Genomic DNA, 24,774 nt, shown 5'->3' on the forward strand with positions numbered 1-24,774 from the left:
GGACGCAGCCAGCGTGGCGGGGCGGCCCTTGCGCGCCAGTTTCACGCGCTGCGGGTGATTCACAGCACAACGGATAACTGAGATGACCACCCCCCTCGTTTTCATCACCGGCGCGTCCAGCGGCATTGGCCAGGCACTGGCTCTGCGTTTTCACCAGGCGGGCTACCGGCTGGCCCTGGCTGCGCGCCGCACAGAAGAGGTCAAAACATGGGCTACCGCGCAAGGGATAAGCTCTGATTGCTATGAAATTTATAGTGCTGATGTGGCCGTGGCCGACAGCATCGTGGCCGCAGGCCAGTCCTGCCTGGCGCGCCAGGGGGTGCCCGACGTGGTCATCGCCAACGCTGGCATCAGCGTGGGCATGGACACCGCCGTGCGCAGCGACATCGAGGTGATGGCGCGCACCTTTGCCACCAACAACATCGGCATGGCCGCCACCTTCCAGCCCTTTGTGGATGGCATGGTGCAGCGCGGCAGCGGCACACTGGTGGGCATTGGCAGCGTGGCGGGCATCCGGGGCCTGCCGGGGCACGGCGCCTACTGCGCCAGCAAGGCCGCCGTCATCAGCTACTGCGAAAGCCTGCGTGGCGAAATGCGCCCGCACGGCGTGCGGGTGGTCACCATCTCGCCCGGCTACATCGACACACCACTCACCCAGAAAAACCGCTACGGCATGCCGTTCCTGATGCAGCCCGGGGATTTTGCCGACCGCGCCTACCGGGCGATTGCTGCGGGCGTGAGCTACCGGGTCATCCCCTGGCAGATGGGCGTGGTGGCCAAACTGCTGCGCCTGCTGCCCAATGCCGTGTTCGACAAGGTGCTGGCGGGACGCCCGCGCAAACGCCGAATCGACGAGTAGCCCCCTGGGGCGTTGCGCGCTGGGACGTTCCCGGCGCCCGCCAGCGAAGCGCCGTATGCGCGGCTTGGCGGCCCTTGCGCGGGAGCGCTGGCCGGTGCAGTGCCAGTTTTGAAATCGGTGGGCTGTTTCAGCGTCGCCAAGGTTTGGCAGGACGCCACGCCCTGGATGTCGGGGCATGAAAAAAGCCCCCGAAGGGGCTTCTTGCGAGAAAACCGGACGGAGGGCTCAGTAGCCGCCGTTGCCGCCACCGCCGTAGCCGCCGCCACCACCATTGCGACCGCCGCCACCGCCGTTGCGCGAACCGGAGCCGTAGGGGCTGCGGAAGCCGCCTTCGCCACGGCCGCCACCACCACCACCACCGTAACCGCCGCCGCCATCGCGGCCACCGCCACCATAGCCACCACCGCCGCCTTCACGGCCGCCGCCGTAACCACCGCCACCACCACTGCGGCCACCGCCGCCGTAGCCGCCACCACCGCCGCCGCCAAAACCGCCACTGCGGGGCGGGCGGGGCTCCATGGGACGGGCTTCATTGACCACGATGCTGCGGCCGCCCAGGGGCTGGCCGTTCATGCCATGGATGGCCGCCTGGGCTTCTGCGTCGCTGCCCATTTCCACAAAGCCAAAGCCCTTGGAACGGCCCGTGTCACGCTCCATCATCACCTTGGCACTGGTGACCGCGCCGAATTGGCCAAAAGCCTGCTCCAGATCGCTGTCGCGCACGGAATAAGGCAGGTTGCCGACGTACAGTTTGTTGCCCATCGAGGGACTCCTCAAAAACACATGGATAAAGCGATGGAGTCCCGAAAACGCAGCCAGCTAATCTCAATGACGCTCTCAGCGCGAAACTGACGGATCCCCGCAAACTTGGAAAGCGGGAGAACCCCGCCAACCCATTATGCGCCACACTTTTGCGGAAAAAGCAAGCGGCAATGTCCGTTGTGGCGCCCATGCTGCGCGGGCACCAGAAATGGCCCCGGGCTCCACCGCCGCGCAGGCCATCGGCTCAGGGGCGGCACCTGTTGTGCAGGACGGCCTGGCAATAAAAAAAGGAGCCCAAAGGCTCCTTCTTTTTTGCCATCTGCAGACGCGAACGCCTGCAGAAATGGTCTTTTTAGTAACCGCCGCGGCCACCGCCGTAGCCGCCACCGCCGCCTTCACGGCCACCGCCGTAACCGCCGCCGCCGTAGCCACCACCACCGCCGCTACGGCCACCGCCGTAACCGCCGCCGCCGCCATTGCCGCCACCGAAGCCACCGCTACGGGGAGCGCGGGGCTCCATGGGACGGGCTTCGTTGACCACGAGGTCACGGCCGCCAAAGTTTTGGCCATGCACGCCTTGGATGGCAGCTTGTGCTTCGGCATCGCTGCCCATTTCGACAAAGCCGAAACCCTTGGAACGGCCGGTGTCGCGCTCCATCATGACCTTGGCGCTGCCCACGGAGCCGAACTGGCTGAAGGTTTGTTCCAGATCTTGGTCGCGGAAGGAATAGGGCAGGTTGCCCACGTAGAGTTTGTTGCCCATGAAGGACTCCTGAAAAAACATGAAAACGCGATGGAGCCCGACGCAATCAACAAACCTGTGACGACTTCAAAGACGCGAAACTGACCAATCACCGCTAAGTTAGCTGCCCCTCTGCAAGCAGAGAAGCGAACCCATTATCAATCACTTTATGGGCGGTGTGGGGGATTATTTCTGGGCCAGACGCCCCAAAACAGGCGAACGGCGTGGTTTTGTGGCCAATCTCCGGACAAACCATAGGGTAAAATCGTCGGGTCTTTGGGGAGTAGCCCGCCCGGCTGTGCAACGCACCGGGGGCATGCGTCAACAAACTTGGGCCCGGTGGGCCTATGGCGTATGCGGTTTTTTAGCTGGGCGAGACCATTGACTGCAAACCGATCCACATGGCCGGAGTCGGGGTGCAGTCAATGCGTTTTCCACCCATCCGGCCGGATAGGACCCCCACATGGAACCGTTTTTCATCTCCACCGCCATCGTCGCGCTCGCCGAAATGGGCGACAAGACGCAGCTTCTGGCGCTGGTGCTCGCCGCCCGCTTTCGCAAACCCTGGCCCATCGTGCTGGGCATCCTGGTCGCCACCCTGGTCAACCACGGCCTGGCCGGTGCCGTGGGCGCCTGGGTGACCACCTTCGTGGTGCCGCAGGTGCTGCGCTGGATTTTGGGCGCGTCGTTCATTGCGATGGCCGTGTGGATGCTGATCCCCGACAAACTGGACGAAGGCGAGGCCGATGGTTCGCCGCGCTGGGGTGTGTTTGGCACCACCGTGGTCGCATTCTTCCTGGCCGAGATGGGCGACAAGACGCAGATCGCCACCGTCATGCTGGCCGCGCAGTACAACGCCTACCTGTGGGTGGTGGCGGGCACCACGCTCGGGATGATGATCGCCAACGCGCCCGTGGTCTGGCTGGGCGAACGCATCACGCGCCGCGTGCCGATCCGTGCGGTGCATGTGGTGTCGGCCGTGATCTTCCTGGTGCTGGGGCTGTTGGCGATCTTCGCGCCCACGGGCAACTGACGGACACGGACATGGACACAGTGGTAGGCGCTTTTGGTATATTTGCCGAACGCGCCGATTTGCCACAGCTTGCGGGCGCTTTATAAATCCTGCTAAAGACCCGTCCGACATCCGTGCCCGGCCTCGTTTTTAGCGACGCCGGGTTTTTTTATGTCGTTTTTTGCCACACCCCAGTCCCTGCATTTCCCGGAGGTGCTCCCGCTGCAAAGCGGCGCGTCCCTCCGCGACTACCACCTGGCCTACGAGACCTACGGCACGCTCAATGCCGACCGCTCCAACGCGGTGCTCGTGTGCCACGCCCTCAATGCCTCGCACCACGTAGCAGGTGTTTATGCGGGGCAGGACAAGAGCGAGGGCTGGTGGGACAACATGATCGGCCCCGGCAAACCGGTGGACACCGACCGCTTCTTCGTCATCGGTGTGAACAACCTGGGCTCCTGCTTCGGCTCCACCGGCCCCATGCACAACCACCCGGACACGGGCGAGGTCTATGGCGCGGACTTCCCCGTGGTCACCGTGGAAGACTGGGTCAACGCCCAGGCCCGCCTGCTCGACCGCCTCGGCATCACGCAACTGGCCGCCGTGCTGGGCGGAAGCCTGGGCGGCATGCAGGCATTGAGCTGGACACTGCAGTACCCCGAGCGCATGCGCCACGCCGTGGTGGTGGCCAGCGCACCCAACCTCACTGCCGAGAACATCGCCTTCAACGAAGTGGCCCGCCGCGCCATCGTGACCGACCCGGACTTTCACGGCGGGCACTTCTACCGCCATGGTGTGATCCCCAAGCGCGGCCTGCGCATCGCCCGCATGATCGGCCACATCACGTACCTCAGCGACGACGTGATGAACGAGAAGTTCGGCCGCAGTCTGCGTGCCCCCACGCTCCCCGCTGCGCGTGGTTCGCTGCCCCCCGAGGGGGCTGGTCCGGCTCGGGGCGGCCCAGCGCCGGACCTCCGCGATTACCTGTACAGCACGCAAGACATCGAGTTCCAGATCGAAAGCTACCTGCGCTACCAGGGCGACAAGTTCAGCGACTATTTCGACGCCAACACCTACCTGCTGATCACCCGCGCGCTCGACTACTTTGACCCCGCCCGCGCGCATGGCGGCAACCTCACACGCGCCCTGGCCCGCGCCACGGCGAAGTTCCTGCTCGTGAGCTTCACCACCGACTGGCGCTTCTCGCCCCAGCGCAGCCGCGAGATCGTCAAGGCGCTGCTCGACAACCGCCGCCGCGTGAGCTACGCCGAGATCGACGCACCCCACGGGCACGATGCCTTTTTGCTCGATGACGCTCGCTACATGGGCGTGATGCGCTCTTACTTCGATAGCATTGCCAAGGAGTTGCAAGCATGACGGACAAAGCGGCAATGCAAGCCCTGGCGCGCCTGGTGCCCCCCGGATCGCGCGTCCTCGACCTGGGCTGTGGCAACGGCGCCATGCTGGACTACCTGCAGCGCGAGCGCGGCTGCAGCGGCTACGGCGTGGAGATTGACGACGCCAACGTGCTGGCCTGCGTGCAGCGCGGGGTGGACGTGATCCAGCTCAACCTCGACGAAGGGCTGGCGATGTTTGACGACAACAGCTTTGACGTGGTGCTGCAGATCGACACGCTGCAGCACCTGCGCAATGCCGAAACCATGCTGCGCGAGACAGCCCGCGTGGGCCGCACGGGCGTGGTGGCCTTCCCCAACTTCGCGCACTGGCCCAACCGCCTGTCCATCCTGCGCGGGCGCATGCCCGTGACGCGGCGCCTGCCCTACCAGTGGTACGACACGCCCAACATCCGCGTGGGTACCTACAAGGACTTCGAGGTGCTGGCCACCAAGAACGACCTGCGCATCCTCGACGCCTTCGGGCTGCAGGATGGCGAAGAAGTGCGCTGGCTGCCCAACGCACGTGCGGGCACGGCGGTGTTCCACTTCGAACACGCCTAGGCGTCCGCGCGACACACCGCTGTCAAGCGCATCGGCTAAGGTGCGGGCTCTGTTTGGAGGAGACCCGCATGAAACACATTGCACTGCGCGCCGTGACCGCTGCCGCGCTGCTCACCACCTGGGCGCTGGGCGCCGTGGCCCAGGCCTGGCCGCCCACCCCCACCGTCATTGCCCACCGGGGCGCATCTGCCCTGCGGCCCGAGCACACGCTGGCCGCGTACCAGAAGGCCATCGACGACGGCGCCGACATCATCGAGCCCGACCTGGTGATCACCAAGGACGGCGTGCTGGTGGCCCGGCACGAGAACGCGATGGCCATCCTGGGCGCCGACGGCTCGGTGAAGGAAGCCACCACCGACGTGGTGGACCGCCCCGAGTTTGCGGGCCGCAAAACCACCAAGACCATCGACGGCCAGCAGATTACCGGCTGGTTCACCGAAGACTTCACGCTGGCCGAACTCAAGACCCTGCGCGCCCGCGAGCGCATCCCCGCGCAGCGCCCGGCCAACGTGGCCTATAACGGCCAGTTCGAGGTGCCCACGCTGCAGGAGGTCATCGACCTGGCCAAGGCCCAGAGCGCGAAGACGGGCCGCACCATCGGCATCTACCCCGAGACCAAGCACCCCACCTACTTCCAGTCCATCGGCTTGCCGCTGGAGGCACCGCTGCTGGCAGCGCTGGAGAAGAACGGCTGGAACCACAAGGATGCGCCCGTGTTCGTGCAGTCGTTCGAGGTCAGCAACCTGCAGGCGATCCGCAAGCTCAGCAGCGTGCGCCTGGTGCAACTGGTCGCGCCATCCGGCCGGCCCTATGACTTTGTGGCCCAGGGCGCGGCCAACACGCGCGCCTATGCCGACCTGATCACGTCCGAAGGCCTCAAGCAGGTGGCTACCTACGCCAATGCCATCGGCCCGTTCAAGACGCTGGTGGTGCCGGTGAAAGACGGCGTGCCGGGCGAGCCCACCCCGCTGGTGGCGCGCGCCCGCGCCGAAGGCCTGGGCGTGCACATCTGGACGCTGCGGCCCGAAAACGCCTTCCTGCCCGCCGGGCTGAAAAAGGCGCCCGCCACCGACGGCACCGTGCGCGGCGACAGCGTGGCCGAGATCACGGCCTATCTGCGTGCGGGCATCGATGGCTTTTTCACCGACGATCCGGCCGTGGGCCGCGCGGCGGTGTCAGCCTTCACGTCGGCGTCGAAGGTGTCGTTGTCGCCGAAGCCGTAGCCGAGGGCTGCACCACCGGCCGTGCGCTGCGGTCCGGTGGCCCGCGCCGGGCCTGCCGTGCACCCAGCTGGCGTGCGGCATCCACCCACTGCGCCAGCTGGTGCGGGCTGGCCGAACGCACCGGCCCAAAGCTGTGCACGCGCACCGGCCGGATGCCGCAGAACTCCAGGATGGCCTTCTTCATCTGGTGGTGGCCCGGCATGCGCGTGACCCAGCGGAAGTACCAGGGCGGCGAGTCCATGGTCACCAGCAGCTCGGCCGAGCGCCCGGCCAGCAGCTTGTCCCACAGCGACGAACCCTGGCGGTACTTGAACGCGTAGCCCGGCAGCAGCACGCGGTCGATGAACCCCTTGAGCAGCGCAGGCATGGCACCCCACCAGAGGGGGTAGACCCACACCAGGTGGTCCGCCCAGGTGATGTCTGCCTGCGCGGCCAGCAGGTCGGGCTCCAGTGGCTGCGCCGCGCCATAGCCCTGGAACAGCGGGTTGAACGTGAGCTGCCCCAGGTCCAGAAAGCGCAGCTCGGCGCCCGCCTGCCGCGCGCCCTCGGCATAGGCGTGTGCCATGCCCGCGCACAGGCTGTCGGCGGCGGGGTGGCCCAGGATGACCAGGATGTGCTGTTTTGCCACGGAATCTCCATCACACAGAAGTTGTTGATGGCGGCATGCTCACCTTGCCCCGTGGGGCAGAGTCAAGCGGTCCGGTCAAAGATGCCGGTGGGGAGCGGGTGAACGCCGTGGGGCATGTGGCGGCGGTGGGGCCACCAATGCGCTCGGCGCCACGCAGGCCTGGGGCGTGGCGGGCACGGCCAGCGTGTCGCAGGTGTGCAGCTCGGCCTCCAGCAGCGCCAGCTGGGCGTCCAGCGCGGCCAGGCGGGCCAGCTCCTGCGCCACGGCGGCGCGGCGCTGGGCCACCAGCTGGGCCATGCGCTCCCAACCTGCGGTGGTGTCGATGTGGGGCAGGCCGTCCAGCTCTGCCAGCCGAAAACCCAGCGCCTGCGCCTGGCGGATCAGCAACACACGCGCCACATCGGCCTCGCCATAGTGGCGGTAGCTGCCCGCACGCGCCACAGCGCCCATCAGGCCGCGTGCTTCGTACAGGCGGATGGCCTTGGGCGTGGTGCCTGTGCGGTGGGCGAGTTCTCCGATGCGCATGGTGGGCGGGCGTTTTGTGGGTTGAATGGAATGCTATTAAATATATAGCTATAAAGGCATATCCATCGCGCGCAGACGGCCTTTTTTGCTTGTATTTTGGTGTGGTGTGCGAGGGTGTGCGCGCTGTGCAGGATAAGCTGCCGCGTTCTCCTTGTATTCCTTGTTGTCTTGCGCCCCGCGCCCCCGCCCGCCATGCCCCAGTTCGCCGCCAACCTGAGTCTGATGTACCCCGAGCTGCCCTTCCTGGACCGCTTTGCCGCCGCCGCGCGCGACCGGTTCACGGCGGTGGAGTGCCAGTTCCCCTACGCCTTCGCGCCCGCCGAGCTGGCCGCGCGGCTGGCGGACCACGGCCTGCAGCTGGTGCTGATGAACGCCCCGGCCGGTGGCACCGACCGCGCCGCCATGGCCACGGCCTGGGACCAGGGCGCGCGCGGCACGGCCGCATTGCCCGGGCGCGAGGCCGAGTTCCGCGCGGGCGTGCACGAGGCGCTGCGCTATGCCGAGGCGCTGGACTGCCCGCACATCCATGTGCTCGCGGGCATCGTGCCGCCGGGGGTGGAGCGCGAATCCCTCAAGGACCTGTGCGCGGGCAACCTGCGCTGGGCGGCGGCCGAGGCCGCGCGCGCCGGGCGCAAGGTGCTGATCGAACCCATCAACCTGCGCGATGTGCCGCGCTACTTCTTGAACCGCCAGGACCACGCGCACGAACTGCTCGACGCCGTGCAGGCCGACAACCTCCAGGTGCTGATGGACCTGTACCACTGCCAGATCGTGGAGGGCGACGTGGCCACCAAGCTGCAGCGCTACCTGCCCACGGGCCGCGTGGCGCATGTCCAGATCGCGGGCGTGCCCGGCCGCCACGAGCCCGACCGGGGCGAGCTGCACTACCCGTTTTTGTTCGAGACGCTGGACGCGCTGGGCTACAGCGGCTGGGTGGGGTGTGAATACCGCCCGGCGGCCGATACCTCGGCCGGACTGGCGTGGCGGGACCGGGCACTGGCGGGGTGCACAGCGGGGGCCACAGCGGGGTCTGCAGCAGGTTCCTAGGCGCAATCGCCCCGCGCCTCCAGTCCGCGCAATTGCGTAAGGGAATGCGTGAATAAATGTAACAAGACTCTGGCCGTAGATTCAGAGCAGACCGGCCCAGCCGGCTTTGTGCATTTGTAATCACCCGCAGGAGACATCCCCCATGGCAGCATCCCTGGCCAACAACCGTTCTGTCGCGCGGCAGGTCACGCTGGCCGCCATCGGGCTGGTGGCCCTGGTGCTGGTGCTGGTGGGGCTGGCGATTGCGGTGCTGACCGAGCGCAGCACGCGTGCGCAGGTGGTGGCCAGCGTGGGCGACACGGCACAGAGCGTGGCGCAGTCGCTGGACGCGGCCGACAACACCAACCGCGAGCTGGTGCAGCTCACCATGAAGGGCTTCCAGCGCTACTTCGAGGCCACCATGCAGCTCGACGAAGCCACGGGCGAGCTGCGCAGCTACGGCGCGCTGGTCAACGAGGACTATGGTTCGGTCGATAAATTCGCCAGCGAAACCGGCGGCATCGCCACGGTGTTCGCCAAGAAGGGCGACGACTTCATCCGCATCACCACCTCGGTCAAGAACGACAAGGGCGAGCGCCAGCAGGGCACGCCGCTGGGCAAGGACGACCCGGCCTATGCCACCGTGTCCAAGGGCGAGCCCTACACCGGCGTCACGGTGGCGGGCGGCAAGCCCTACATGGGCCACTACTTGCCCGCCAAAGATGCTTCGGGCAAAGTGATTGCGCTGCTGTTCATCGGCAACGACATCAGCGTGTTCCACGCCATGCTGCAAAAGCAGGTCACGCAGACCAAATTCTTCGAGCACGGCGGCACCTACGTGATCAACCCCGGCACCTCGCTCGACAAGGCGGTGTTTGTGTACCACCCCACGGCGCGTGGCAAGCGCGTGCTGGAGGCCTACCCGCAGGCCCGCCCCTTCTTTGAAGCCCTGGCCGCGTCGCAAGACGGCTTTGTGCGCGAGGCCGCCCCCGTGCTGGGCGCGGGCGCCACGGACCCCTGGGCGCTGGTGCGCAAGACCGGCGGTGGCTGGTGGGTGGTGGCCGAGGTGGCCGACGGCGAGGCCATGGCCAGCCAGCGCCGCGTGACGCTGGCCGTGTGGGGCCTGATGGCTGTGGCCGTGGTGCTGCTGGCCATTGGCCTGTTCGTGATGCTGCGCCGGGGCGTGAGCCGCCCGCTGCAGGACCTGACCCAGGCCATCACGCTGGTGGCCCAGGGCGACCTGACCGAGGCTTTCCGCACCACGCGGCGCGACGAAATCGGCGCGCTGGTGCAAGAGGTCGAGGGCATGCGCCAGCGCTACACGCAGATGCTGCAGCAGGTGCGCACGGCGGTGGACAGCATCACCACGGCCAGCGCCGAGATCGCCAGCGGCAACCAGGATCTGTCGGCCCGCACCGAGGCCACGGCCAGCAGCCTGGCCCAGACCGCGCAGAGCATGGACCAGCTCACGGCCACCGTGCGCCAGTCGGCCGACGCTGCGCGCCAGGCCAACCAGCTGGCCAGCACCGCCGCCGAGGTGGCCGCGCGTGGCGGCCAGGTGGTGGGCGAGGTGGTCACCACCATGGGCGACATCAACCAAAGCTCGCGCAAGATCGCCGACATCATCGGCGTCATCGATTCGATTGCTTTCCAGACCAACATCCTCGCGCTGAACGCGGCTGTGGAAGCCGCGCGTGCGGGCGAACAGGGCCGGGGCTTTGCCGTGGTGGCCAGCGAGGTGCGCAACCTCGCCGGGCGCAGTGCCGAGGCCGCACGCGAGATCAAGGCGCTCATCGGCGCCTCGGTCGAGCGGGTGGAATCGGGCGCGCGCCTGGTGCAGAACGCGGGCAGCACCATGGACGAGATCGTGGGCTCCGTCAAACGCGTGGGCGACATCATTGGCGAGATCACGGCCGCCTCGGGCGAGCAGTCGGACGGCATTGGCCAGGTCAACACCGCCGTGAACCAGCTCGACCAGATGACCCAGCAGAACGCCGCGCTGGTGGAGCAATCTGCCGCCGCCGCACAAAGCCTGCGCGAGCAGGCCACGCGCCTGGCGGGGGCGGTGCAGGTGTTCAAGCTGGGCCACGGCGCGGGCGATGGGCATGAAGACTTGCAGGCCCTGGCCGCACCACAGGCGGGCAGCGGCCCCGGCCCGGCCCTGCGGGCGCCGGGCAGTGCCTCTACGGGTGGCCGCCGCCGGGGCGAGCCCGCGCAGTTGCACTGAACCGTGCCCTCAGTCCCCGGGGGGGCGGCAGGGGCGGCGGCTGCCAGCCTGTCGCCAGGGCGCCTGGGGGTTGGCACATTGGTGTTTCGCGCGCCGCGCAGCTTGGTTTATGCTGGGCTGACCCACCACCCCTCCCACAGGCCCCCCGCGCTCCATGGCTGCCCACGTTCCCACCATGCTGGCAATGATCATTGTCAGCTCGCTGATGATGGCGGCCTCCATGGCGGTGGTGGGTTGGGGGCGTCGGCGCGACGGCCTGGGGCGCTGGGCAGCGGCCCTGCTGGTCAACGCCATCGGGCACGGCCTCATCATGCTGCGCGGCCTGGTGCCCGACCTTCTGTCGGTGGTGCTGGGCAACCTGCTGCTGTCTTGCGTGTTTGTCGGCATGATCGCGGCGATCCGCCAGTTCCAGGGGCAGCCTGCCCGGTGGCTTTTGCTGATGGCACCGCCCGCGCTGGTCACCGGCTTTGTGATTGCCTTCATCGACAACTTTGCGGCCCGTGTGAGTTTTGTGGGCCTGGTGATTGGCCTGCAGGCCGTGTGGGCGCTGGCCACGGCGCTGGAGCGCCGCGATGCCACGGTGGGGCGCGGGCAGTGGCTGCTGGTGGCGGGGCTGGCGCTGGAGGCCGCCGTGCTCAGCGGCCGGGCCCTGCTGGCGCTCAGCAGCACGGCCGTGGCCTCCGGCATCCTGCAGGCCAGCGCGCTGCAGACGCTCACCTTTCTGGCCACCTTCTCGGTGGTGCTCATCAGCTCCATGGGTTTTGTGTTCATGGCGCGCGACCGGGCCGACGAGAACAACCGCATCATGGCCGCCATCGACCCGCTCACCGGCGTGGCCAACCGCCGCTCGCTGATCTCCGCTCTCGACCGCGATGTCTCGCGCGCCGTGCGCACCCGCGAGCCCATCGCGCTCATGATGGTGGACATCGACCACTTCAAGCGCGTGAACGACCGCTACGGCCACCCCGCAGGCGACCAGGTGCTGTGCAGCGTGGTGGACGTGCTGCGTGGGCGGGTGCGCGCGCAGGACCTGGTGGGGCGCTACGGCGGCGAGGAGTTCATGGTGGTGCTGCCCGACACCACGCTGCTGGGCGCCGAACAGCTGGCGCGCGAGCTGTGCCGCGCGGTGGCCGAGTCGCGGTGCCGCATTGGCAGTACCGAAGGGGGCAGCGACACCCGCCCCGAGCCCGGCGGCACGAGCATCGCCGTCACCGTGAGCATTGGCGTGTTTGGCGGCCGCCTGGAGTCGGGCGACAGCTGGGACATGCTGATCGCTGCCGCCGACCGCGCGCTCTACCAGGCCAAGGAGAACGGCCGCAACCGCGTGGAGGTGGCCACGGGCCTGCGGCGCCCGTCTGCACAGCGCGCCGCCCTGGACAACCCCGAGACCCATCCCGTCTCCCGGTACTGAGCAGCCCAGAACCCCGGTGGGCAGCCCGCCAACGCAGGGGCCATGCTGCGGCGCAACAGAGCCGTTTGCAGGTGTATGGCCGTGCCCGGTGGCATGTGCGCAGGGCTTGTGTTGGAATGCTGGTTTTGGTCCACAAGAACCTGTTGGCCGTCCCGGCGCAACCCGCACGGGACAGCACCCAGGCTCCCATCCCCCCATCCAGGAGAGCTGTCCATGAACGCCCGAGTCCCCGCCCACGCCCTGCAACCCGCCCTGGCCCTCGAACGGGTCAGCCAAGCCTGGGACAACGACATTGTTCGCCAGCTCACCGACTACATCGCCATCCCCGCCAAATCGCCCATGTTCTCGCCCGACTGGGCCGCACAGGGCTTGCTCGACACCGTGGTGCGCAACGCCGCCGCCTGGGTTGAATCGCAGAAGGTCGAAGGCCTGAAGCTTGAAGTGGTGCGCCTGGAAGGCCGCACCCCCGTGCTGTTCTTTGAAATCGACGCCACCCAGGCGGGCGCCACCGACACCGTGCTGATGTATGGCCACCTGGACAAGCAGCCCGAGTTCAGCGGCTGGCGCAACGACCTCGGCCCCTGGACGCCCAAGTACGAAGACGGCAAGCTCTACGGCCGGGGCGGCGCCGACGACGGCTACGCGGTCTACGCCAGCATCGCCGCCGTGCAGGAGCTCAAGCGCCAGAACGTGCCGCACCCGCGCATCGTGGGCCTGATCGAAACCTGCGAAGAAAGCGGCTCGCGCGACCTGCTGCCCTACATCGAGGCCCTGAAGCCCCGCATGGGCAACGTGGCACTGGTGGTGTGCCTGGACTCGGGCGCGGGCAACTACGACCAGCTGTGGCTCACCACCAGCCTGCGCGGCATGGCCACCGGCACGCTCAAGGTCGAGATCCTCACCGAAGGCATCCACTCCGGCGACGCCTCGGGCCTGGTGCCTTCGTCGTTCCGCATCATGCGGCAGGTGCTCGACCGCCTGGAGGACAGCGCCACCGGCCGCCTGCTGCCCGCCAGCTTCCACTGCGAGGTGCCCGCCGACCGCCTGGGCCAGGCCCGCGCCACGGCCGCCATCCTGGGTGACGAGGTGTACAAGCGCTTCCCCTGGGCGCATTACGACTGCGGCGGTGCCACCACCTTTGCGCTGCCCACCACCACCGACCCGGTGCAGGCCCTGCTCAAGCGCACGTGGGAGCCCACGCTCTCCGTGACCGGCGCCGAAGGCTTCCCCGCGCTGCAGGACGCAGGCAACGTGCTGCGCCCCTACACCGCCTTCAAGCTCAGCCTGCGCCTGCCGCCCCTGGTGGATGCGGGCCAGGCCGTGCAAGAGCTGAAAGCGCTGCTCGAAGACAACGCGCCCTACCAGGCCAAGGTCACCTTCCAGGGCACGAGCGGCGCCACGGGCTGGAATGCCCCGGCCACCACGCCCTGGTTCGAGCAGGCACTCAATGAGGCCTCGCAGGCGCACTTTGGCGCACCCTGCGGCTACATCGGCCAGGGCGGCACCATCCCGCTCATGAACATGCTCAGCGAAGGCTTCCCCACCGCGCAGATGATGGTCTGCGGCGTGCTGGGCCCCAAGAGCAACGCGCACGGCCCCAACGAGTTCTTGCACGTGCCCTATGCCAAGAAGCTCACCGCCGCCGTGGCGCAGGTGATTGCGGGCATGGCGCAGCACCAGGCGGCCACCGCAGCAGCGGATTGATGGGCGCATCGGTGCCGCTTTTGGCGCTTTCTCACTCCCTTTTTTTGCGGGCCCGCACCATGGACAAACGCGCTTTTCTGAGGGCCTGCACGGCCACCACCCTGGCCACGGCGATGCCGCCGCTTGTCCATGCCCAGGCGCCTGCTGCCACGCCTCCCGGGCCGCGCCACACGCTGTCGGGCACCAACGGTGACGGCAGGCCTGTGGCCCTGGCGGACTACGCAGGCAAGGTGTGTCTTGTGAGCTTCTTCACAGCGGGCTGCGCGCTCTGTGTCAATGAACTCCGCCTGATGCGCGAGTTCTACGCCAACAACCGCCAGCGAGACTTTGTGCTGCTGGGCGTGAACATGGACGACAAAAGTGCGGACTTCATGCAGTACATCGAGCTGCTCAAGGTGTCCGTGCCCGCAGAGCAGCGCTTTCCCATTGCCTGGCGCAATGCGGCCGGTCACCAGGACAGCTTTGGCGCCATCACCCGCCGCCCCACCCACTACGTCCTCAACCGCCAGCACCAGCAGGTGCTGCGGCGCGAGGGCAACTTCCAGCCCACAGACTGGGACGACCTCTGGACTTCGCTCGCCTGAGCTGGGCGGGATGAGGCGGGACCGCAACCGGCACAGCCGTGGGCTGGAGTGGTGGGGCTGCCACTGAGTCCTTCGAGAGTTGGAAGGCGCGGGGTATGCTGCATGCCATCCCCCTGACAGCCCCTGCTGCCCATGAACGCTGACGAACTCACCCCCTCAACCCTGACCTCCTTCACCGCCAGCGACGGCGAGAACCTGGCCGTGCAGGACTGGCCCCTGCCCGAGGGCGAACCCTGCCGGGGCACCGTGCTGCTGGTGCATGGCCTGGGTGAGCATGTGGGCCGTTACGACCCTGTGGCGCGCAGGCTGAACGACTGGGGGTTTGCCGTGCGCGGCTACGACCACTATGGCCACGGCGAATCCGCCGGGCCACGCGGCGGCCTTACCAGCGACCTGCGCCTGCTCGACGACCTGGCCGACCTGGTGGACGCCACCCGCGCCCGCATGCCACAGGGCCAGCCCCTGGTGCTGCTGGGCCACAGCATGGGCGGCCTGGTGGCCGCGCGGTTTGTGGCCATGCACCTGCGGCCCATCGATGCGCTGGTGTTGTCATCCCCCGCGCTGGACCCGGGCCTGAACGCCGTGCAAAAACTGCTTTTGGCCACGCTGCCGCGTTTTGCGCCCAACCTGCGCGTGGGCAACGGGCTCGATGCGCAATACCTCTCGCACGACCCGGCCGTGCCTGCCGCCTACCTGGCCGACCCGCTGTGCCACGACCGCATCAGCGCGCGCCTGGCGCGCTTCATCGCCGACGGCGGCCCCGCCACCGTGGCGCGCGCCGCGCACTGGAGCGTGCCCACGCTGCTGATCTGGGCGGGCGGTGACAAGCTGGTGAACCCCGCAGGCAGCCGCGCCTTTGCCGCCGCCGCGCCCCAGGCCCTGGTGCAGTCGCACTGCTTCGAGCCGCTGTACCACGAGCTGTTCAACGAAAGCCCCGAGCTGGCCGAGCCCGTGTTCGACCTGCTGCGCCAGTGGCTGGTGCGGCGCTGCCCGCTGGCGCAGTGATCAAAATTTGAGGAAAAAAGGGCTCTTGCGCGCGTCCATCATGCGCTAATAGCTATCATTTTTGAAGCAAACCGCCCAACATCCCGAACAGGTCGTTGGCATTGCCAAACCCGCCCTGCGGCGCATGGCCCTGGGGGCTGAGCTGGTCCACCAGGCCCGGCAGCACCTGGGCCAGCTGGCCTGCGGCGGCGCCGCTGCCCACACCCAGCTGTGCGGCGATCTGTGACAGCGGCCCGCTGCCCAGCACCTGCGACAGCTGCTCGCCCGAGATCGCCTGGTTGGGCCCGCTGCTGAGCCAAGAGGCAATCACATTGCCCAGCCCGGCCTGCTGGAACTTGGCCATCAGGCCCGGCAAGCCGCCCACCGGGCCATCGTTGCTGATCAGGGACATCACCACCTGGATGAGCTGCGGGTTCTGCGCGGCCAGGCCCAGCAGGCCGCCCAGCCCACCGGCCGCGCCGCCAGCCGAGGCCTGTGCGCCGCCCTGCGACGCGTTGTTGATGACGGCACCCAAGACGGAATCGAGCAAGCCCATGGTGATCTCCTGCGGAAGAAAAAAGAAAGGGGAAGGGAGGAAGAAGGACGGATGAGAGGAACCCGCCCGCAGGCGCCCCAGGGCGGATGGTACGCACCCGGGCCGATGCCCTGTGTCAACAAACGTGAATTCTTCCGGTCTTTTCTTCCACTGCCCGTGCCGGGGCGGTGCCCTGGCTTCGACGGGCTCAGCCCGAACGGATGGAGGGCTTTTTACTTCTTCCGTTTTTCCAGCAGCGGCTCGCTCACCCCCTGCACACCCACCAGGCCCAGCACGGTGATCAGCGAGGTCTGCGCGCCCTGCCAGGCGTCGGTCAGGTCGATCCACTCGGACAGCGCATGGAAGCCGCCGGTCTTGCCGCCGCCGCCCATCACGATGGCCGGGATGCCCAGCGACATGGGCACGTTGGCGTCGGTGCTGGCCCCGCCCAGGATGGTCTTGCGGCCATGGGCGCGGTTGGCGCGCACTGCAGCCTGCACGATGAGCGCGTCCGATGCGGTCTGACCGCCCGGGCGGTCGCCGATCAGCTTGTGCGACACGCTGAGCGACTGCACGCCCCAGCGCTGGTTTTCTTCGGCCACGGCCTCGTCGATGGCGGCGAGGATCTTCTTTTCGGTCTCCAGCAGCGGTGCCATCGCGTCCGAGCGGATGTCCACCGCCATGCGCGCATCGGGCGCAATCGTGTTCACCGAAGTGCCGCCGCCCACCGTGCCCACGGTGAAGGTGGTCTTGGGGTAGCTGGGGGTCTTGATGTCGGCGATCTTGGCAATGGCACGGCCCATGCCGTGGATGGCGCTGGGCACGCGGCCAAACGCGGCATAGCTGTGGCCGCCCGGGCCCTTGAAGGTGACCTCGTAGCGGTGGCTGCCCGTGCCCAGCACCAGCACGTTGCCGTCGGCGGCGGGCTCCAGGGCCACCATGCCATCGATGTCGCGGTGCTCGGCAAACAGGTGCTTCATGCCGCGCAGGTTGCCCAGCTCTTCCTCGCCCACATTGCCCACAAACAGCAGGTCGCCCACGGTCTCGATCTTCTGCTCGTTCAGCACCTTGAGCCACGACAGCAGCACGGCCAGGCTGCGCGTGTTGTCCGAAATGCCGGGGGCCATGAGCTTGCCGTCCTGCTCCTTCACCTTCACGTCGGTGCCCGCAGGGAACACCGTGTCCAGGTGGGCCGAGATGACCAGCTTCGGCCCCTTGCCCGTGCCCTTGCGCAGGCCCACCACATTGCCTTCAGCGTCGATGGCCGCGTGCGTCAGGCCCAGCGCCTGCAGCCGCGTCAGGAAGGCCTCTGCGCGCTTTTGCTCCTTGAAGGGCGGCGCCTCGATCTCGGTGAGCATCTTCAGGTCGTCGATGGAGCGGGTGTGGTCGGCGCGCACCGCGTCCATCAGCTGGGTGATGCGGGGCGCGGCCAGCAGGCGCGTGAACGCGGCCTCGACGGCGGGGCTGAGCTGCTCGGGTGCCGAGGCCACCGCGCTTTGTGCAGCGGCGGGTGCCGTCCAGGTGGCGGCGGCCAGGGCGATGGCGCACAGCGCGTGGGTGGCGTGGGGGCGGCGGCGGGAATATGGGGTGGTCATAAAACAGGAGAGAGAAGAGCCAAAGAAAGAAGAGGCAAGAGGCGCAGCACCCCGCCGTGGGCGCGGAGCTTGCATGCCCCGCATCGTCGCGCGAGTGCGCCGCGCCCGCTTTGCTTTAATTTGGCGGGCTGACAGTTTTTCTTACACCCCCGCTTTGCCTGCCCCTTCCATGCACCGCCACATCCCCAGCACCCGCGCCCTCCTGGCCTTCGAGGCCGTGGCCCGCCACCACAGCGTGAGTCAGGCGGCCGAGGAGCTGTGCATCACGCACAGTGCCGTCAGCCAGCAGATCCGCCACCTGGAGGCCCAGCTGGGCGTGTTGCTGTTCGAGCGCAGCGCGCGTGGCTCGCGCCTCACGCCCGCCGGGCGGCGCTACCACGGCCAGGTGGTGGGCGACCTGCTGCGGCTGCAGAACCACACGCTCGAAGCCATGGCCCAGCGGCCCGACGGCACGCGCCTGCTGGTGGGCTGTGTGCCCGTGTTTGCCGAGCGCTGGCTGCTGCCGCGCCTGCCCGACTTTCTGGCCCGGCACCGCCACTGCAGCCTGCACCTGCAGGTGTTCCCCACGCAGACCTACATGGCCGAGCTGCCGTTTGACCTGGCCGTGCAGTACGACGACGCGAGCTGGCCCGGCGCCCAGGCCATGCCGCTGATGCGCGAGGTGGTGGTCGCCGTGTGTGCACCCGGCGCGCGCCACCGGCGGGCCATGGCGCGGGGCGACTTCCGCGCGGTGCCGCTGCTGCAGCTCAGCTCGCGCCTGGGCGCGTGGGACGACTGGTTTGCGCGTGCAGGCATTACCCGCGTGCCCGAGCACCGGCTGGGCGGCCACCGGTTCGACCTGTTCTCGATGCTGGTGGAGGCCGTGCGCGCCGACCTGGGCGTGGGCCTGGTGCCGCAGTATTTTGTGCAGCGCGAACTGGACGCAGGCACGCTGGCCCTGGCCCACCCGCATGCCGACACGGGCGCTCGGGGCTACAGCCTGTTCATGCCGCCCGCGCGCGAGCCCGACCCCACGGTGGCCGCCTTCACGCAGTGGCTGCAGGCCGAGATGGCGGCCTCGGGCGCTGGCGTTACGCCGCCGTAGTGCGGCGGCGCTGCAGCGCCAGCCACACCAGCGCCAGGCCGGTGAGGGTGATGGGCAGCAGCGAGCCTGCGTTGAGCAGCGTCCAACCCTGGGTGGTGACCAGCACGCCCGACGAAAACGCGCTCAGCGCCAGCGTGGCGTACACGCAGAAGTTGATGGCGGCCTGGGCGCGGTCCTTCTCTTCCGGGCGGTAGGCCGTCATCGCCAGCGTGGTGGAGCCGGTGAACAGGAAGTTCCAGCCCACGCCGAGGAAGAACAGCGCAATGCCGAAGTGGTGCAGCTCCAGGCCCATCAGCGCCACGGCCACGCAGGCAAAGTTCAGCAGCACCCCCACGCCCATGATGGGCAGCACGCCAAAGCGCTTGATGAGGTGGCCGGTGACAAAGCCGGGCGCGAACATGCCGATCACGTGCCATTCCAGCACCAGCGCCGAGGCGTCGAAGTCAAAACCGCACACCTGCATGGCCAGCGGCGTGGCGGCCATCAGCAGGTTCATCACGCCGTAGCCCAGCGCGGCACCCACAATGGCCACGATGAAGGCGGGCTGGCGCATCAGCTCGGTGAGCGGGCGCCCCTGCTCGCGCTGGCCCGCAGCATTCAGCACCACGGGTTGCGCCTCGAAGCGAATGGCCGACATGCACAGCATGGACAACAGCGCCACGCCGATCAGTGCGATGTAGGCACCCGCAAACGGCACCGGGAACAGCGTGCGCGTGGCGCTGGCCAGGTTGGGGCCCGCCACGGCGCCCAGCAGGCCACCGGCCAGCACCAGCGATACGGCCTTTTCACGGTAGTCTGGCGGGGCCAGTTCGGCCGCAGCAAAGCGGTACAGCCCGCCATTGGCACTGTAGTAGCCCGCCACCACCGTGGCCGAGCACAGCAGCCAGAAGCTGCCGCTGAACGCCGCCCAGGCACACAGCGCGGCCGACGCCACGGCCACGGCCAGCCCGATCTGGAACGACACCTTGCGCCCCCACCGCGCCTGGCTGTGCGCTACCAGCGGCGTGGACAGCGCCCCGCCCACTACATAACCCATCACCGGCAGCGTGGCCATCCAGCCAAACGGGGCCAGCTGCAGGCCCACCAGACCGTTGATGGCGATGAAAACGACGTTGTTGGTGAGGAACAGGCCTTGGCACAGGGCCAGCAGCCAGAGGTTGCGGTTCATGGGTTGAGGTGCGTCAGGGCGCACTTGAAATGGGTCAAGCCGGGGACCGGATCTGGGTCAATTCCGACCAAAAAACTCTGCCATTGTGCGCCCGCTTTGATCGGGATCAGCGGACGCACCCCCTGGCCGCCGTACCGTGCGGGCCTGTTTGGACGATGGACCGCGATGGATTCCGTGACCGTATCTTCTTTTGCCGAAGCCCCTGCCCCGGTGGTGCCCCCCCGTGCGCCCGAGCTGGTCTGCCCCGCAGGCAGCCTGCCCGCCCTCAAGGCCGCCGTGGACCATGGCGCCAGCTGCGTCTACCTGGGCCTGCGCGACGCCACGAACGCGCGCAACTTTGCGGGGCTCAACTTCGACGCCGCCGCCATCGCGCAGGGCATTGCCTATGCCCACGCGCGTGGCGCCAAGGTGTTCATGGCGCTCAACACCTACCCCCAGGCCGGGCGCGAAGCACCGTGGCTGAGCGCGCTGGACCAGGCGGTGGACCTGGGTGTGGACGCCGTGATCCTGGCCGACCCCGGCCTCATGCAGCACGCGGTGCACCACCACCCCCGGCTGCGGCTGCACCTGTCGGTGCAGGGCTCGGCCACCAACCACGACGCCATCAACTTCTACCGTGCGCAGTTCGGCATCGTGCGTGCTGTGCTGCCGCGCGTGCTCTCGCTGCCGCAGGTGCGCCAGGTGATCGAGCGCACCGAGGTCGAGATCGAGGTCTTCGGCTTTGGCAGCCTGTGCGTGATGGTGGAGGGACGCTGCGCGCTGTCCTCGTACGCCACGGGCGAATCGCCCAACACCCACGGCGTGTGCTCGCCCCCCAAGGCCGTGCGCTGGCAGGAGACCGCAGGCAGCATGGAGTCGCGCCTGGGCGGCGTGCTCATCGACCGCTTTGCGCCCGGCGAAAAGGCGGGCTACCCCACGCTGTGCAAAGGCCGCTTTGATGTGGAAGACGACCAGGGCTACTACGCGCTGGAAGAGCCCACCAGCCTGAACACGCTGGAGCTGCTGCCCCAGCTGGTGCAGATGGGCGTGCGCGCCATCAAGATCGAAGGCCGCCAGCGCAGTCCCGCCTATGTGGCCCAGGTCACGCAGGTATGGCGCGCCGCGATTGACGAATGCATGGCCCAGCCCCAGCGCTTTCGCCCCCGCACGCACTGGATGGCCCAGCTCGACCAGGTGGCCGAAGGCCAGCAGCACACGCTGGGGGCCTACCACCGTCCCTGGAAATGAGGAACAACCCCCTGAGGCGCTGCGCGCCTTCCCCCTTCCCTCGCCTCGCTAGCGCGATGCGGGAAGGGGGACACCGCCAGCGCGGCGGGGCGGCCCTTGCGCGGCGGTCGCTGGCCTGGCCCGCGCCTGATGGCAGGCCGGTGTGCCTCTTTGAAACCGAAACAACCCGATGAAAACCCCGGAGACCGCTCCCATGAAACTCTCTTTGGGCCCCCTGCAGTACTACTGGCCGCGCAGCCAGGTGTTCGACTTCTACGACACCCTGGCGGGCACGCCGCTCGATGTGGTGTACCTGGGCGAGACCGTGTGCTCGCGCCGCCACGAGCTGCGCCTGGCGGACTGGCTGGCGCTGGGCGAGATGCTGCGCGCGGCGGGCAAGCAGGTGGTGCTGTCCACCCAGGTGCTGCTTGAATCCACGGCCGACGTGGGCACCATGCACAAGCTCGTGGCCAACGAGCCCGGGTTTGTGGTCGAGGCCAACGACATGGGCGCCGTGCACTGCCTGCACCAGGCCGGGCAGCCCTTTGTGGCCGGGCCGCACCTGAACCTGTACCACCCGCGCGCCGTGGGCTGGATCGCGCAGCTGGGCGCCACGCGCTGGGTGATGCCGGTGGAGATGCCGCAGGCCGACCTGGCGGGCATCCAGGCCGCGCGGCCCGCCGGGCTGCAGACGGAGGTGTTTGCGCACGGGCGCCTGCCGCTGGCCTACTCGGCCCGCTGCTTCACCGCGCGCCACGCCAACCGGCCCAAGGACGACTGCGGTTTTGTCTGCCAGAGCCACCCCGACGGCCTGCCGCTGCGCACGCGCGATGGCGAAGGTTTCCTCGTGCTCAACGGCATCCAGACGCAGTCGGCCCGCGTGTACCAGCTGCTGCACGCGCTGCCGCAGATGACCGCGCTGGGCGTGGACCTGGTGCGCCTGTCGCCCCAGGCCCGGCACATGGCCGAGGTGGTGGCGCTGTTCGACGCCGCCCGCCACGACGCCACCAACGCCGCCCTGGCCGCCCGCTGCGCCCAGCAGGCCGAACCCCTGCTGCCCGACGCGCCCTGCAACGGCTTCTGGGACGGCCGCCCCGGGCTGGAGCAGGGGCGCGTGGAGCCTGGCCGCACGCCGCAGGCCGCGCCCTCGGCAGGCAAGGCCGCCGCTGTCTAGCCCCCGCCATGTACCCCGGCGAACGTCTCAACAGCCTCACCCACCTGGTGGGCGCCGCCCTGGCTGCCACCGGCACCGCCGTGCTGGTGGTGCTGGCCACGCGCCTGGGCGACCCGTGGAAGATCGTGAGCTTCAGCATCTACGGCGCCATGCTGGTGCTGCTGTATGCGGCCTCCACCGCGTACCACAGCGTGCGTGCGCGCAGGCCCAAGGCGGTGCTGCAAAAGATTGACCACTGCAGCATCTACCTGCTGATCGCGGGCAGCTACACGCCGTTTGCGCTGGTGTCGCTGCGCGGCGCCTGGGGCTGGTCGCTGCTGGGCGTGGTGTGGGGGCTCGCTGCGCTGGGTGTGGTGCAAGAGATCTGGCTCGCGCGCGGCGCGCGCATCCTGTCGCTGGTGCTGTACGTGGCCATGGGCTGGCTGGCGCTGGTGGCTGTGGTGCCGCTGTGGCGCGCGCTCTCGCCTGCCGGTTTCGCCTGGCTGGCCGCCGGTGGCGCGGCGTACACGCTGGGCGTGGTTTTCTACGCGGCCGACCACCGCATTCCCCACGGCCACGGGCTGTGGCATTTGTTTGTGCTGGCGGGCAGTGCCTGCCACTTCACCACCGTGCTGGTCTACGTCGCCTGATTCCATTTCCAAATCATCCGTGTCGTTGTTGCTTCGCCTTGTCGTGCTACCGCACTGCCTGCGGCTTCGCGCCTAGACACGAATGATTTGGAAATGGAATGAGCCACTCCTGCCCACCCACCACCCAAAGCTTCTTCCCATGACTGCAGAGAGCCCCTTTTCCGCTGCCCCATCGTCTGAGCCCACCGCGCAACCCTTCACCCTGCCCGCGCCCGTGGGCGCCGTGCTGTCGCGCCTGCCCGCCTGGCCGGGCGCGGCCGCACTGGCCGTGGGGCTCAACCGGGTGCTGGCCCCGCACCTGCCCGCCGATGTGCTGGCCCTGCTGCGCGGGCGGCACCTGCGCATTGCCGTGCGCGATGCACGCGTGGCGTTCGACTTTGGCTGGGACGGGCAGCGTTTTGCGCCCCTGCATGCCACCCCGGTGGCGCCCGACCTCACCATCCGCGCCAGCGCGCAGGACTTTTTGTGGCTGGCCCAGCGCAAGCAAGACCCCGACACCCTGTTCTTCTGCCGCCGCCTGGCCATGGAGGGCGACACCGAACTGGGCCTGGCCGTGAAAAATGCGCTGGACGCGCTGGACACCCCTGTACTCGACCCGCGCCAGTGGCTGCAGCCCGGCGGCGCGCTGCGCAGGCTGGCCCCGCGCGCGGTGCTGGGCGCGCTGGCGCGGCGCGTGGGCCGGGGGGCGCAGCCATGAACGGCAGCACCAGCAACGCCGACCATCCGCTGGTGTACTCCTGCTCCGGCTGCTCCAGCGCCGCGCAGCTGGCCAACCACGTGGCGCTGCAGCTCGACCGGCGCGGCGTGGCCGAGATGTCGTGCATCGCCGGGGTGGGCGGCGATGTGCCGCACCTGATGAAGACCGTGCGCTCGGGCCGCCCCATCATCGCGCTCGACGGCTGTCCGCTGGTGTGTGTGAAGAGCACACTCGCGCGCCATGGCATTGCGGCCGACCGGCACTACCAGCTGCAGCAGTACGGCGTCAAAAAACGCGCCCACGAAGACTTCGACCCCGTGCAGGCCGCGCTGGTGCTGGAGCAGGTCGAGGCCGACCAGCTCGCCCAGCCCTTGCAGCGCCCCGCCGTGGTGGAGGCCTCGCATGGCTGAGTTCACCCCCTTGCGCCGCATCATCGTCGCCATCTCGGGCGCCAGCGGCGCCGTGTATGGCGCGCGCCTGCTGCAGGTGCTGCAAGGCCTGCCCGGCGTCGAGACCCACCTGGTCGTCTCCCATGCCGGATGGCGCAACCTGCAGCACGAGCTGGACATGGACCGCCCTGCCGTGGAGGCGCTGGCGCACCGCGTGCACGACGTGGCCAACGTGGGCGCTGCGATTGCCAGCGGCTCGTTCCCATGCCATGCCATGGTCGTCGCGCCCTGCTCCATGCGCACGCTGGCCGCCATTGCGCACGGCCTGGCCGACAACCTGCTCACCCGCGCGGCCGACGTCACGCTCAAGGAGCGCCGCCGCCTGGTGCTGATGGTGCGCGAATCGCCCCTGCACCTCACCCACCTGCGCAACATGGTGGCCGTGACCGAGATGGGCGGCATCGTCTGCCCGCCGCTGCCCGCCTTCTACCTGCGCCCGCAGACCGTGGGCGAGGTGGTGGACACCAGCGTGGCACGTGTGCTGGACCTGATCGGCGTGGAGCACAGCCTGATGCCGCGCTGGCAGGGGCTGGATTGATTGCTATTGTATTGATAGCTATTTGCGCATGATGGACGCGCGCAGACGGCCTTT

The 24,774-nt window shown here is 68.5% G+C and carries 25 protein-coding genes and 1 riboswitch; of the genes, 18 read left to right on the forward strand and 7 right to left on the reverse strand.

Annotated features, from left to right (window positions below; all coding sequences use genetic code 11):
- Window positions 1-82: 82 nt before the first annotated feature.
- The gene (locus A1D30_RS14560) at window positions 83-859 is read left to right on the forward strand and encodes an SDR family oxidoreductase (protein ID WP_063461448.1); all 777 of its coding nucleotides are present in this window, start codon (window positions 83-85) and stop codon (window positions 857-859) included.
- A 225-nt stretch (window positions 860-1,084) separates the two neighbouring features.
- Here the strand turns inward: A1D30_RS14560 and A1D30_RS14565 are convergent, their stop codons facing one another.
- Together A1D30_RS14565 and A1D30_RS14570 are read right to left on the reverse strand one after the other, a co-directional pair.
- On the reverse strand, window positions 1,085-1,621 hold the full coding sequence (locus tag A1D30_RS14565; protein WP_063461449.1) for an RNA-binding protein: 537 nt from the start codon (window positions 1,619-1,621) through the stop codon (window positions 1,085-1,087).
- A gap of 352 nt (window positions 1,622-1,973) precedes the next feature.
- A complete protein-coding gene (locus A1D30_RS14570; protein WP_063461570.1) occupies window positions 1,974-2,384 on the reverse strand; it encodes an RNA-binding protein in 411 nt (136 codons plus the stop codon).
- Window positions 2,385-2,629: 245 nt separating this feature from the next.
- Window positions 2,630-2,821: riboswitch (yybP-ykoY riboswitch) on the forward strand.
- Between the two features lie 5 nt (window positions 2,822-2,826).
- Here A1D30_RS14570 and A1D30_RS14575 point away from each other — a divergent pair.
- From A1D30_RS14575 to A1D30_RS14590, 4 genes are all read left to right on the forward strand, one after another.
- Window positions 2,827-3,396, forward strand: coding sequence for a TMEM165/GDT1 family protein (locus tag A1D30_RS14575; RefSeq protein WP_063461450.1), 570 nt, complete (start codon window positions 2,827-2,829; stop codon window positions 3,394-3,396).
- Between the two features lie 150 nt (window positions 3,397-3,546).
- Entirely contained in the window at window positions 3,547-4,752 is a 1,206-nt protein-coding gene (locus A1D30_RS14580; protein ID WP_063461451.1) for a homoserine O-acetyltransferase, read from the forward strand.
- The gene (gene metW, locus A1D30_RS14585) at window positions 4,749-5,333 is read left to right on the forward strand and encodes a methionine biosynthesis protein MetW (protein WP_063461452.1); all 585 of its coding nucleotides are present in this window, start codon (window positions 4,749-4,751) and stop codon (window positions 5,331-5,333) included. The genes A1D30_RS14580 and metW overlap by 4 nt, the downstream gene beginning before the upstream one ends.
- A gap of 68 nt (window positions 5,334-5,401) precedes the next feature.
- Window positions 5,402-6,556, forward strand: a complete 1,155-nt coding sequence (locus A1D30_RS14590) for a glycerophosphodiester phosphodiesterase (RefSeq protein WP_063461453.1) — start codon at window positions 5,402-5,404, stop codon at window positions 6,554-6,556.
- Here the strand turns inward: A1D30_RS14590 and A1D30_RS14595 are convergent.
- The gene (locus tag A1D30_RS14595; protein WP_063461454.1) at window positions 6,516-7,184 is read right to left on the reverse strand and encodes an NAD(P)H-dependent oxidoreductase; all 669 of its coding nucleotides are present in this window, start codon (window positions 7,182-7,184) and stop codon (window positions 6,516-6,518) included. The genes A1D30_RS14590 and A1D30_RS14595 overlap by 41 nt on opposite strands.
- 75 nt (window positions 7,185-7,259) lie before the next feature.
- On the reverse strand, window positions 7,260-7,709 hold the full coding sequence (locus tag A1D30_RS14600) for a MerR family transcriptional regulator (protein WP_063461455.1): 450 nt from the start codon (window positions 7,707-7,709) through the stop codon (window positions 7,260-7,262).
- A 192-nt stretch (window positions 7,710-7,901) separates the two neighbouring features.
- Between A1D30_RS14600 and otnI the strand changes: the two genes are divergently transcribed.
- The 6 genes from otnI to A1D30_RS14630 all read left to right on the forward strand — a co-directional run bounded on the left by otnI (window position 7,902) and on the right by A1D30_RS14630 (window position 15,666).
- Window positions 7,902-8,756, forward strand: coding sequence for a 2-oxo-tetronate isomerase (otnI, locus tag A1D30_RS14605; protein WP_063461456.1), 855 nt, complete (start codon window positions 7,902-7,904; stop codon window positions 8,754-8,756).
- Between the two features lie 142 nt (window positions 8,757-8,898).
- The gene (locus A1D30_RS14610; protein WP_063461457.1) at window positions 8,899-10,962 is read left to right on the forward strand and encodes a methyl-accepting chemotaxis protein; all 2,064 of its coding nucleotides are present in this window, start codon (window positions 8,899-8,901) and stop codon (window positions 10,960-10,962) included.
- A 154-nt stretch (window positions 10,963-11,116) separates the two neighbouring features.
- On the forward strand, window positions 11,117-12,373 hold the full coding sequence (locus A1D30_RS14615; protein ID WP_063461458.1) for a GGDEF domain-containing protein: 1,257 nt from the start codon (window positions 11,117-11,119) through the stop codon (window positions 12,371-12,373).
- Window positions 12,374-12,586: 213 nt separating this feature from the next.
- On the forward strand, window positions 12,587-14,077 hold the full coding sequence (locus tag A1D30_RS14620) for a M20 family metallopeptidase (protein ID WP_063461459.1): 1,491 nt from the start codon (window positions 12,587-12,589) through the stop codon (window positions 14,075-14,077).
- 59 nt (window positions 14,078-14,136) lie between these two features.
- Window positions 14,137-14,661, forward strand: coding sequence for a TlpA disulfide reductase family protein (locus A1D30_RS14625; RefSeq protein WP_063461460.1), 525 nt, complete (start codon window positions 14,137-14,139; stop codon window positions 14,659-14,661).
- Window positions 14,662-14,793: 132 nt separating this feature from the next.
- On the forward strand, window positions 14,794-15,666 hold the full coding sequence (locus A1D30_RS14630) for an alpha/beta hydrolase (RefSeq protein ID WP_063461461.1): 873 nt from the start codon (window positions 14,794-14,796) through the stop codon (window positions 15,664-15,666).
- A 55-nt stretch (window positions 15,667-15,721) separates the two neighbouring features.
- Here the strand turns inward: A1D30_RS14630 and A1D30_RS14635 are convergent, their stop codons facing one another.
- Both A1D30_RS14635 and A1D30_RS14640 read right to left on the reverse strand, forming a co-directional pair.
- Window positions 15,722-16,201 (reverse strand): YidB family protein, encoded by a 480-nt coding sequence (locus tag A1D30_RS14635; protein ID WP_063461462.1) that lies wholly within the window; start codon window positions 16,199-16,201, stop codon window positions 15,722-15,724.
- Between the two features lie 212 nt (window positions 16,202-16,413).
- Window positions 16,414-17,775: a M20/M25/M40 family metallo-hydrolase gene (locus A1D30_RS14640; protein WP_082836468.1), complete on the reverse strand. Its 1,362-nt coding sequence runs from the start codon at window positions 17,773-17,775 to the stop codon at window positions 16,414-16,416.
- A gap of 169 nt (window positions 17,776-17,944) precedes the next feature.
- Between A1D30_RS14640 and A1D30_RS14645 the strand changes: the two genes are divergently transcribed.
- Window positions 17,945-18,859: a LysR substrate-binding domain-containing protein gene (locus tag A1D30_RS14645; RefSeq protein ID WP_063461463.1), complete on the forward strand. Its 915-nt coding sequence runs from the start codon at window positions 17,945-17,947 to the stop codon at window positions 18,857-18,859.
- On the opposite strand, the gene A1D30_RS14650 is transcribed toward A1D30_RS14645, so the two are convergent.
- Complete coding sequence (locus A1D30_RS14650; protein WP_063461464.1) at window positions 18,846-20,027, reverse strand: MFS transporter; 1,182 nt, start codon at window positions 20,025-20,027, stop codon at window positions 18,846-18,848. The two genes, A1D30_RS14645 and A1D30_RS14650, sit on opposite strands and share 14 nt — an antisense overlap.
- A gap of 165 nt (window positions 20,028-20,192) precedes the next feature.
- On the opposite strand from A1D30_RS14650, the gene A1D30_RS14655 reads away from it, so the two are divergent.
- From A1D30_RS14655 to A1D30_RS14680, 6 genes are all read left to right on the forward strand, one after another.
- Window positions 20,193-21,254 (forward strand): peptidase U32 family protein, encoded by a 1,062-nt coding sequence (locus A1D30_RS14655; protein ID WP_063461465.1) that lies wholly within the window; start codon window positions 20,193-20,195, stop codon window positions 21,252-21,254.
- 193 nt (window positions 21,255-21,447) lie between these two features.
- A complete protein-coding gene (locus A1D30_RS14660) occupies window positions 21,448-22,407 on the forward strand; it encodes a U32 family peptidase (RefSeq protein ID WP_063461572.1) in 960 nt (319 codons plus the stop codon).
- Window positions 22,408-22,415: 8 nt separating this feature from the next.
- The gene (locus A1D30_RS14665; protein ID WP_063461466.1) at window positions 22,416-23,036 is read left to right on the forward strand and encodes a hemolysin III family protein; all 621 of its coding nucleotides are present in this window, start codon (window positions 22,416-22,418) and stop codon (window positions 23,034-23,036) included.
- A gap of 139 nt (window positions 23,037-23,175) precedes the next feature.
- Complete coding sequence (locus A1D30_RS14670; RefSeq protein WP_063461467.1) at window positions 23,176-23,733, forward strand: SCP2 sterol-binding domain-containing protein; 558 nt, start codon at window positions 23,176-23,178, stop codon at window positions 23,731-23,733.
- The gene (locus A1D30_RS14675; RefSeq protein ID WP_063461468.1) at window positions 23,730-24,143 is read left to right on the forward strand and encodes a putative zinc-binding protein; all 414 of its coding nucleotides are present in this window, start codon (window positions 23,730-23,732) and stop codon (window positions 24,141-24,143) included. The genes A1D30_RS14670 and A1D30_RS14675 overlap by 4 nt, the downstream gene beginning before the upstream one ends.
- Window positions 24,136-24,720, forward strand: coding sequence for a UbiX family flavin prenyltransferase (locus A1D30_RS14680; protein ID WP_063461469.1), 585 nt, complete (start codon window positions 24,136-24,138; stop codon window positions 24,718-24,720). The genes A1D30_RS14675 and A1D30_RS14680 overlap by 8 nt, the downstream gene beginning before the upstream one ends.
- The last annotated feature ends 54 nt before the right edge of the window (window positions 24,721-24,774 follow it).

This window comes from Acidovorax sp. GW101-3H11 (genome assembly GCF_001633105.1).
Lineage (GTDB): Bacteria > Pseudomonadota > Gammaproteobacteria > Burkholderiales > Burkholderiaceae_C > Acidovorax.

Excerpts from the sequence above, each read along its gene's own strand:
- A1D30_RS14560 (WP_063461448.1), top strand. The coding sequence starts at position 83 with ATGACCACCCCCCTCGTTTTCATCACCGGCGCGTCCAGCGGCATTGGC.
- A1D30_RS14565 (WP_063461449.1), bottom strand. The coding sequence starts at position 1,621 with ATGGGCAACAAACTGTACGTCGGCAACCTGCCTTATTCCGTGCGCGAC.
- A1D30_RS14570 (WP_063461570.1), bottom strand. The coding sequence starts at position 2,384 with ATGGGCAACAAACTCTACGTGGGCAACCTGCCCTATTCCTTCCGCGAC.
- A1D30_RS14575 (WP_063461450.1), top strand. The coding sequence starts at position 2,827 with ATGGAACCGTTTTTCATCTCCACCGCCATCGTCGCGCTCGCCGAAATG.
- A1D30_RS14580 (WP_063461451.1), top strand. The coding sequence starts at position 3,547 with ATGTCGTTTTTTGCCACACCCCAGTCCCTGCATTTCCCGGAGGTGCTC.
- metW (WP_063461452.1), top strand. The coding sequence starts at position 4,749 with ATGACGGACAAAGCGGCAATGCAAGCCCTGGCGCGCCTGGTGCCCCCC.
- A1D30_RS14590 (WP_063461453.1), top strand. The coding sequence starts at position 5,402 with ATGAAACACATTGCACTGCGCGCCGTGACCGCTGCCGCGCTGCTCACC.
- A1D30_RS14600 (WP_063461455.1), bottom strand. The coding sequence starts at position 7,709 with ATGCGCATCGGAGAACTCGCCCACCGCACAGGCACCACGCCCAAGGCC.
- otnI (WP_063461456.1), top strand. The coding sequence starts at position 7,902 with ATGCCCCAGTTCGCCGCCAACCTGAGTCTGATGTACCCCGAGCTGCCC.
- A1D30_RS14610 (WP_063461457.1), top strand. The coding sequence starts at position 8,899 with ATGGCAGCATCCCTGGCCAACAACCGTTCTGTCGCGCGGCAGGTCACG.
- A1D30_RS14615 (WP_063461458.1), top strand. The coding sequence starts at position 11,117 with ATGGCTGCCCACGTTCCCACCATGCTGGCAATGATCATTGTCAGCTCG.
- A1D30_RS14620 (WP_063461459.1), top strand. The coding sequence starts at position 12,587 with ATGAACGCCCGAGTCCCCGCCCACGCCCTGCAACCCGCCCTGGCCCTC.
- A1D30_RS14625 (WP_063461460.1), top strand. The coding sequence starts at position 14,137 with ATGGACAAACGCGCTTTTCTGAGGGCCTGCACGGCCACCACCCTGGCC.
- A1D30_RS14630 (WP_063461461.1), top strand. The coding sequence starts at position 14,794 with ATGAACGCTGACGAACTCACCCCCTCAACCCTGACCTCCTTCACCGCC.
- A1D30_RS14635 (WP_063461462.1), bottom strand. The coding sequence starts at position 16,201 with ATGGGCTTGCTCGATTCCGTCTTGGGTGCCGTCATCAACAACGCGTCG.
- A1D30_RS14640 (WP_082836468.1), bottom strand. The coding sequence starts at position 17,775 with ATGACCACCCCATATTCCCGCCGCCGCCCCCACGCCACCCACGCGCTG.
- A1D30_RS14645 (WP_063461463.1), top strand. The coding sequence starts at position 17,945 with ATGCACCGCCACATCCCCAGCACCCGCGCCCTCCTGGCCTTCGAGGCC.
- A1D30_RS14650 (WP_063461464.1), bottom strand. The coding sequence starts at position 20,027 with ATGAACCGCAACCTCTGGCTGCTGGCCCTGTGCCAAGGCCTGTTCCTC.
- A1D30_RS14655 (WP_063461465.1), top strand. The coding sequence starts at position 20,193 with ATGGATTCCGTGACCGTATCTTCTTTTGCCGAAGCCCCTGCCCCGGTG.
- A1D30_RS14660 (WP_063461572.1), top strand. The coding sequence starts at position 21,448 with ATGAAACTCTCTTTGGGCCCCCTGCAGTACTACTGGCCGCGCAGCCAG.
- A1D30_RS14665 (WP_063461466.1), top strand. The coding sequence starts at position 22,416 with ATGTACCCCGGCGAACGTCTCAACAGCCTCACCCACCTGGTGGGCGCC.
- A1D30_RS14670 (WP_063461467.1), top strand. The coding sequence starts at position 23,176 with ATGACTGCAGAGAGCCCCTTTTCCGCTGCCCCATCGTCTGAGCCCACC.
- A1D30_RS14675 (WP_063461468.1), top strand. The coding sequence starts at position 23,730 with ATGAACGGCAGCACCAGCAACGCCGACCATCCGCTGGTGTACTCCTGC.
- A1D30_RS14680 (WP_063461469.1), top strand. The coding sequence starts at position 24,136 with ATGGCTGAGTTCACCCCCTTGCGCCGCATCATCGTCGCCATCTCGGGC.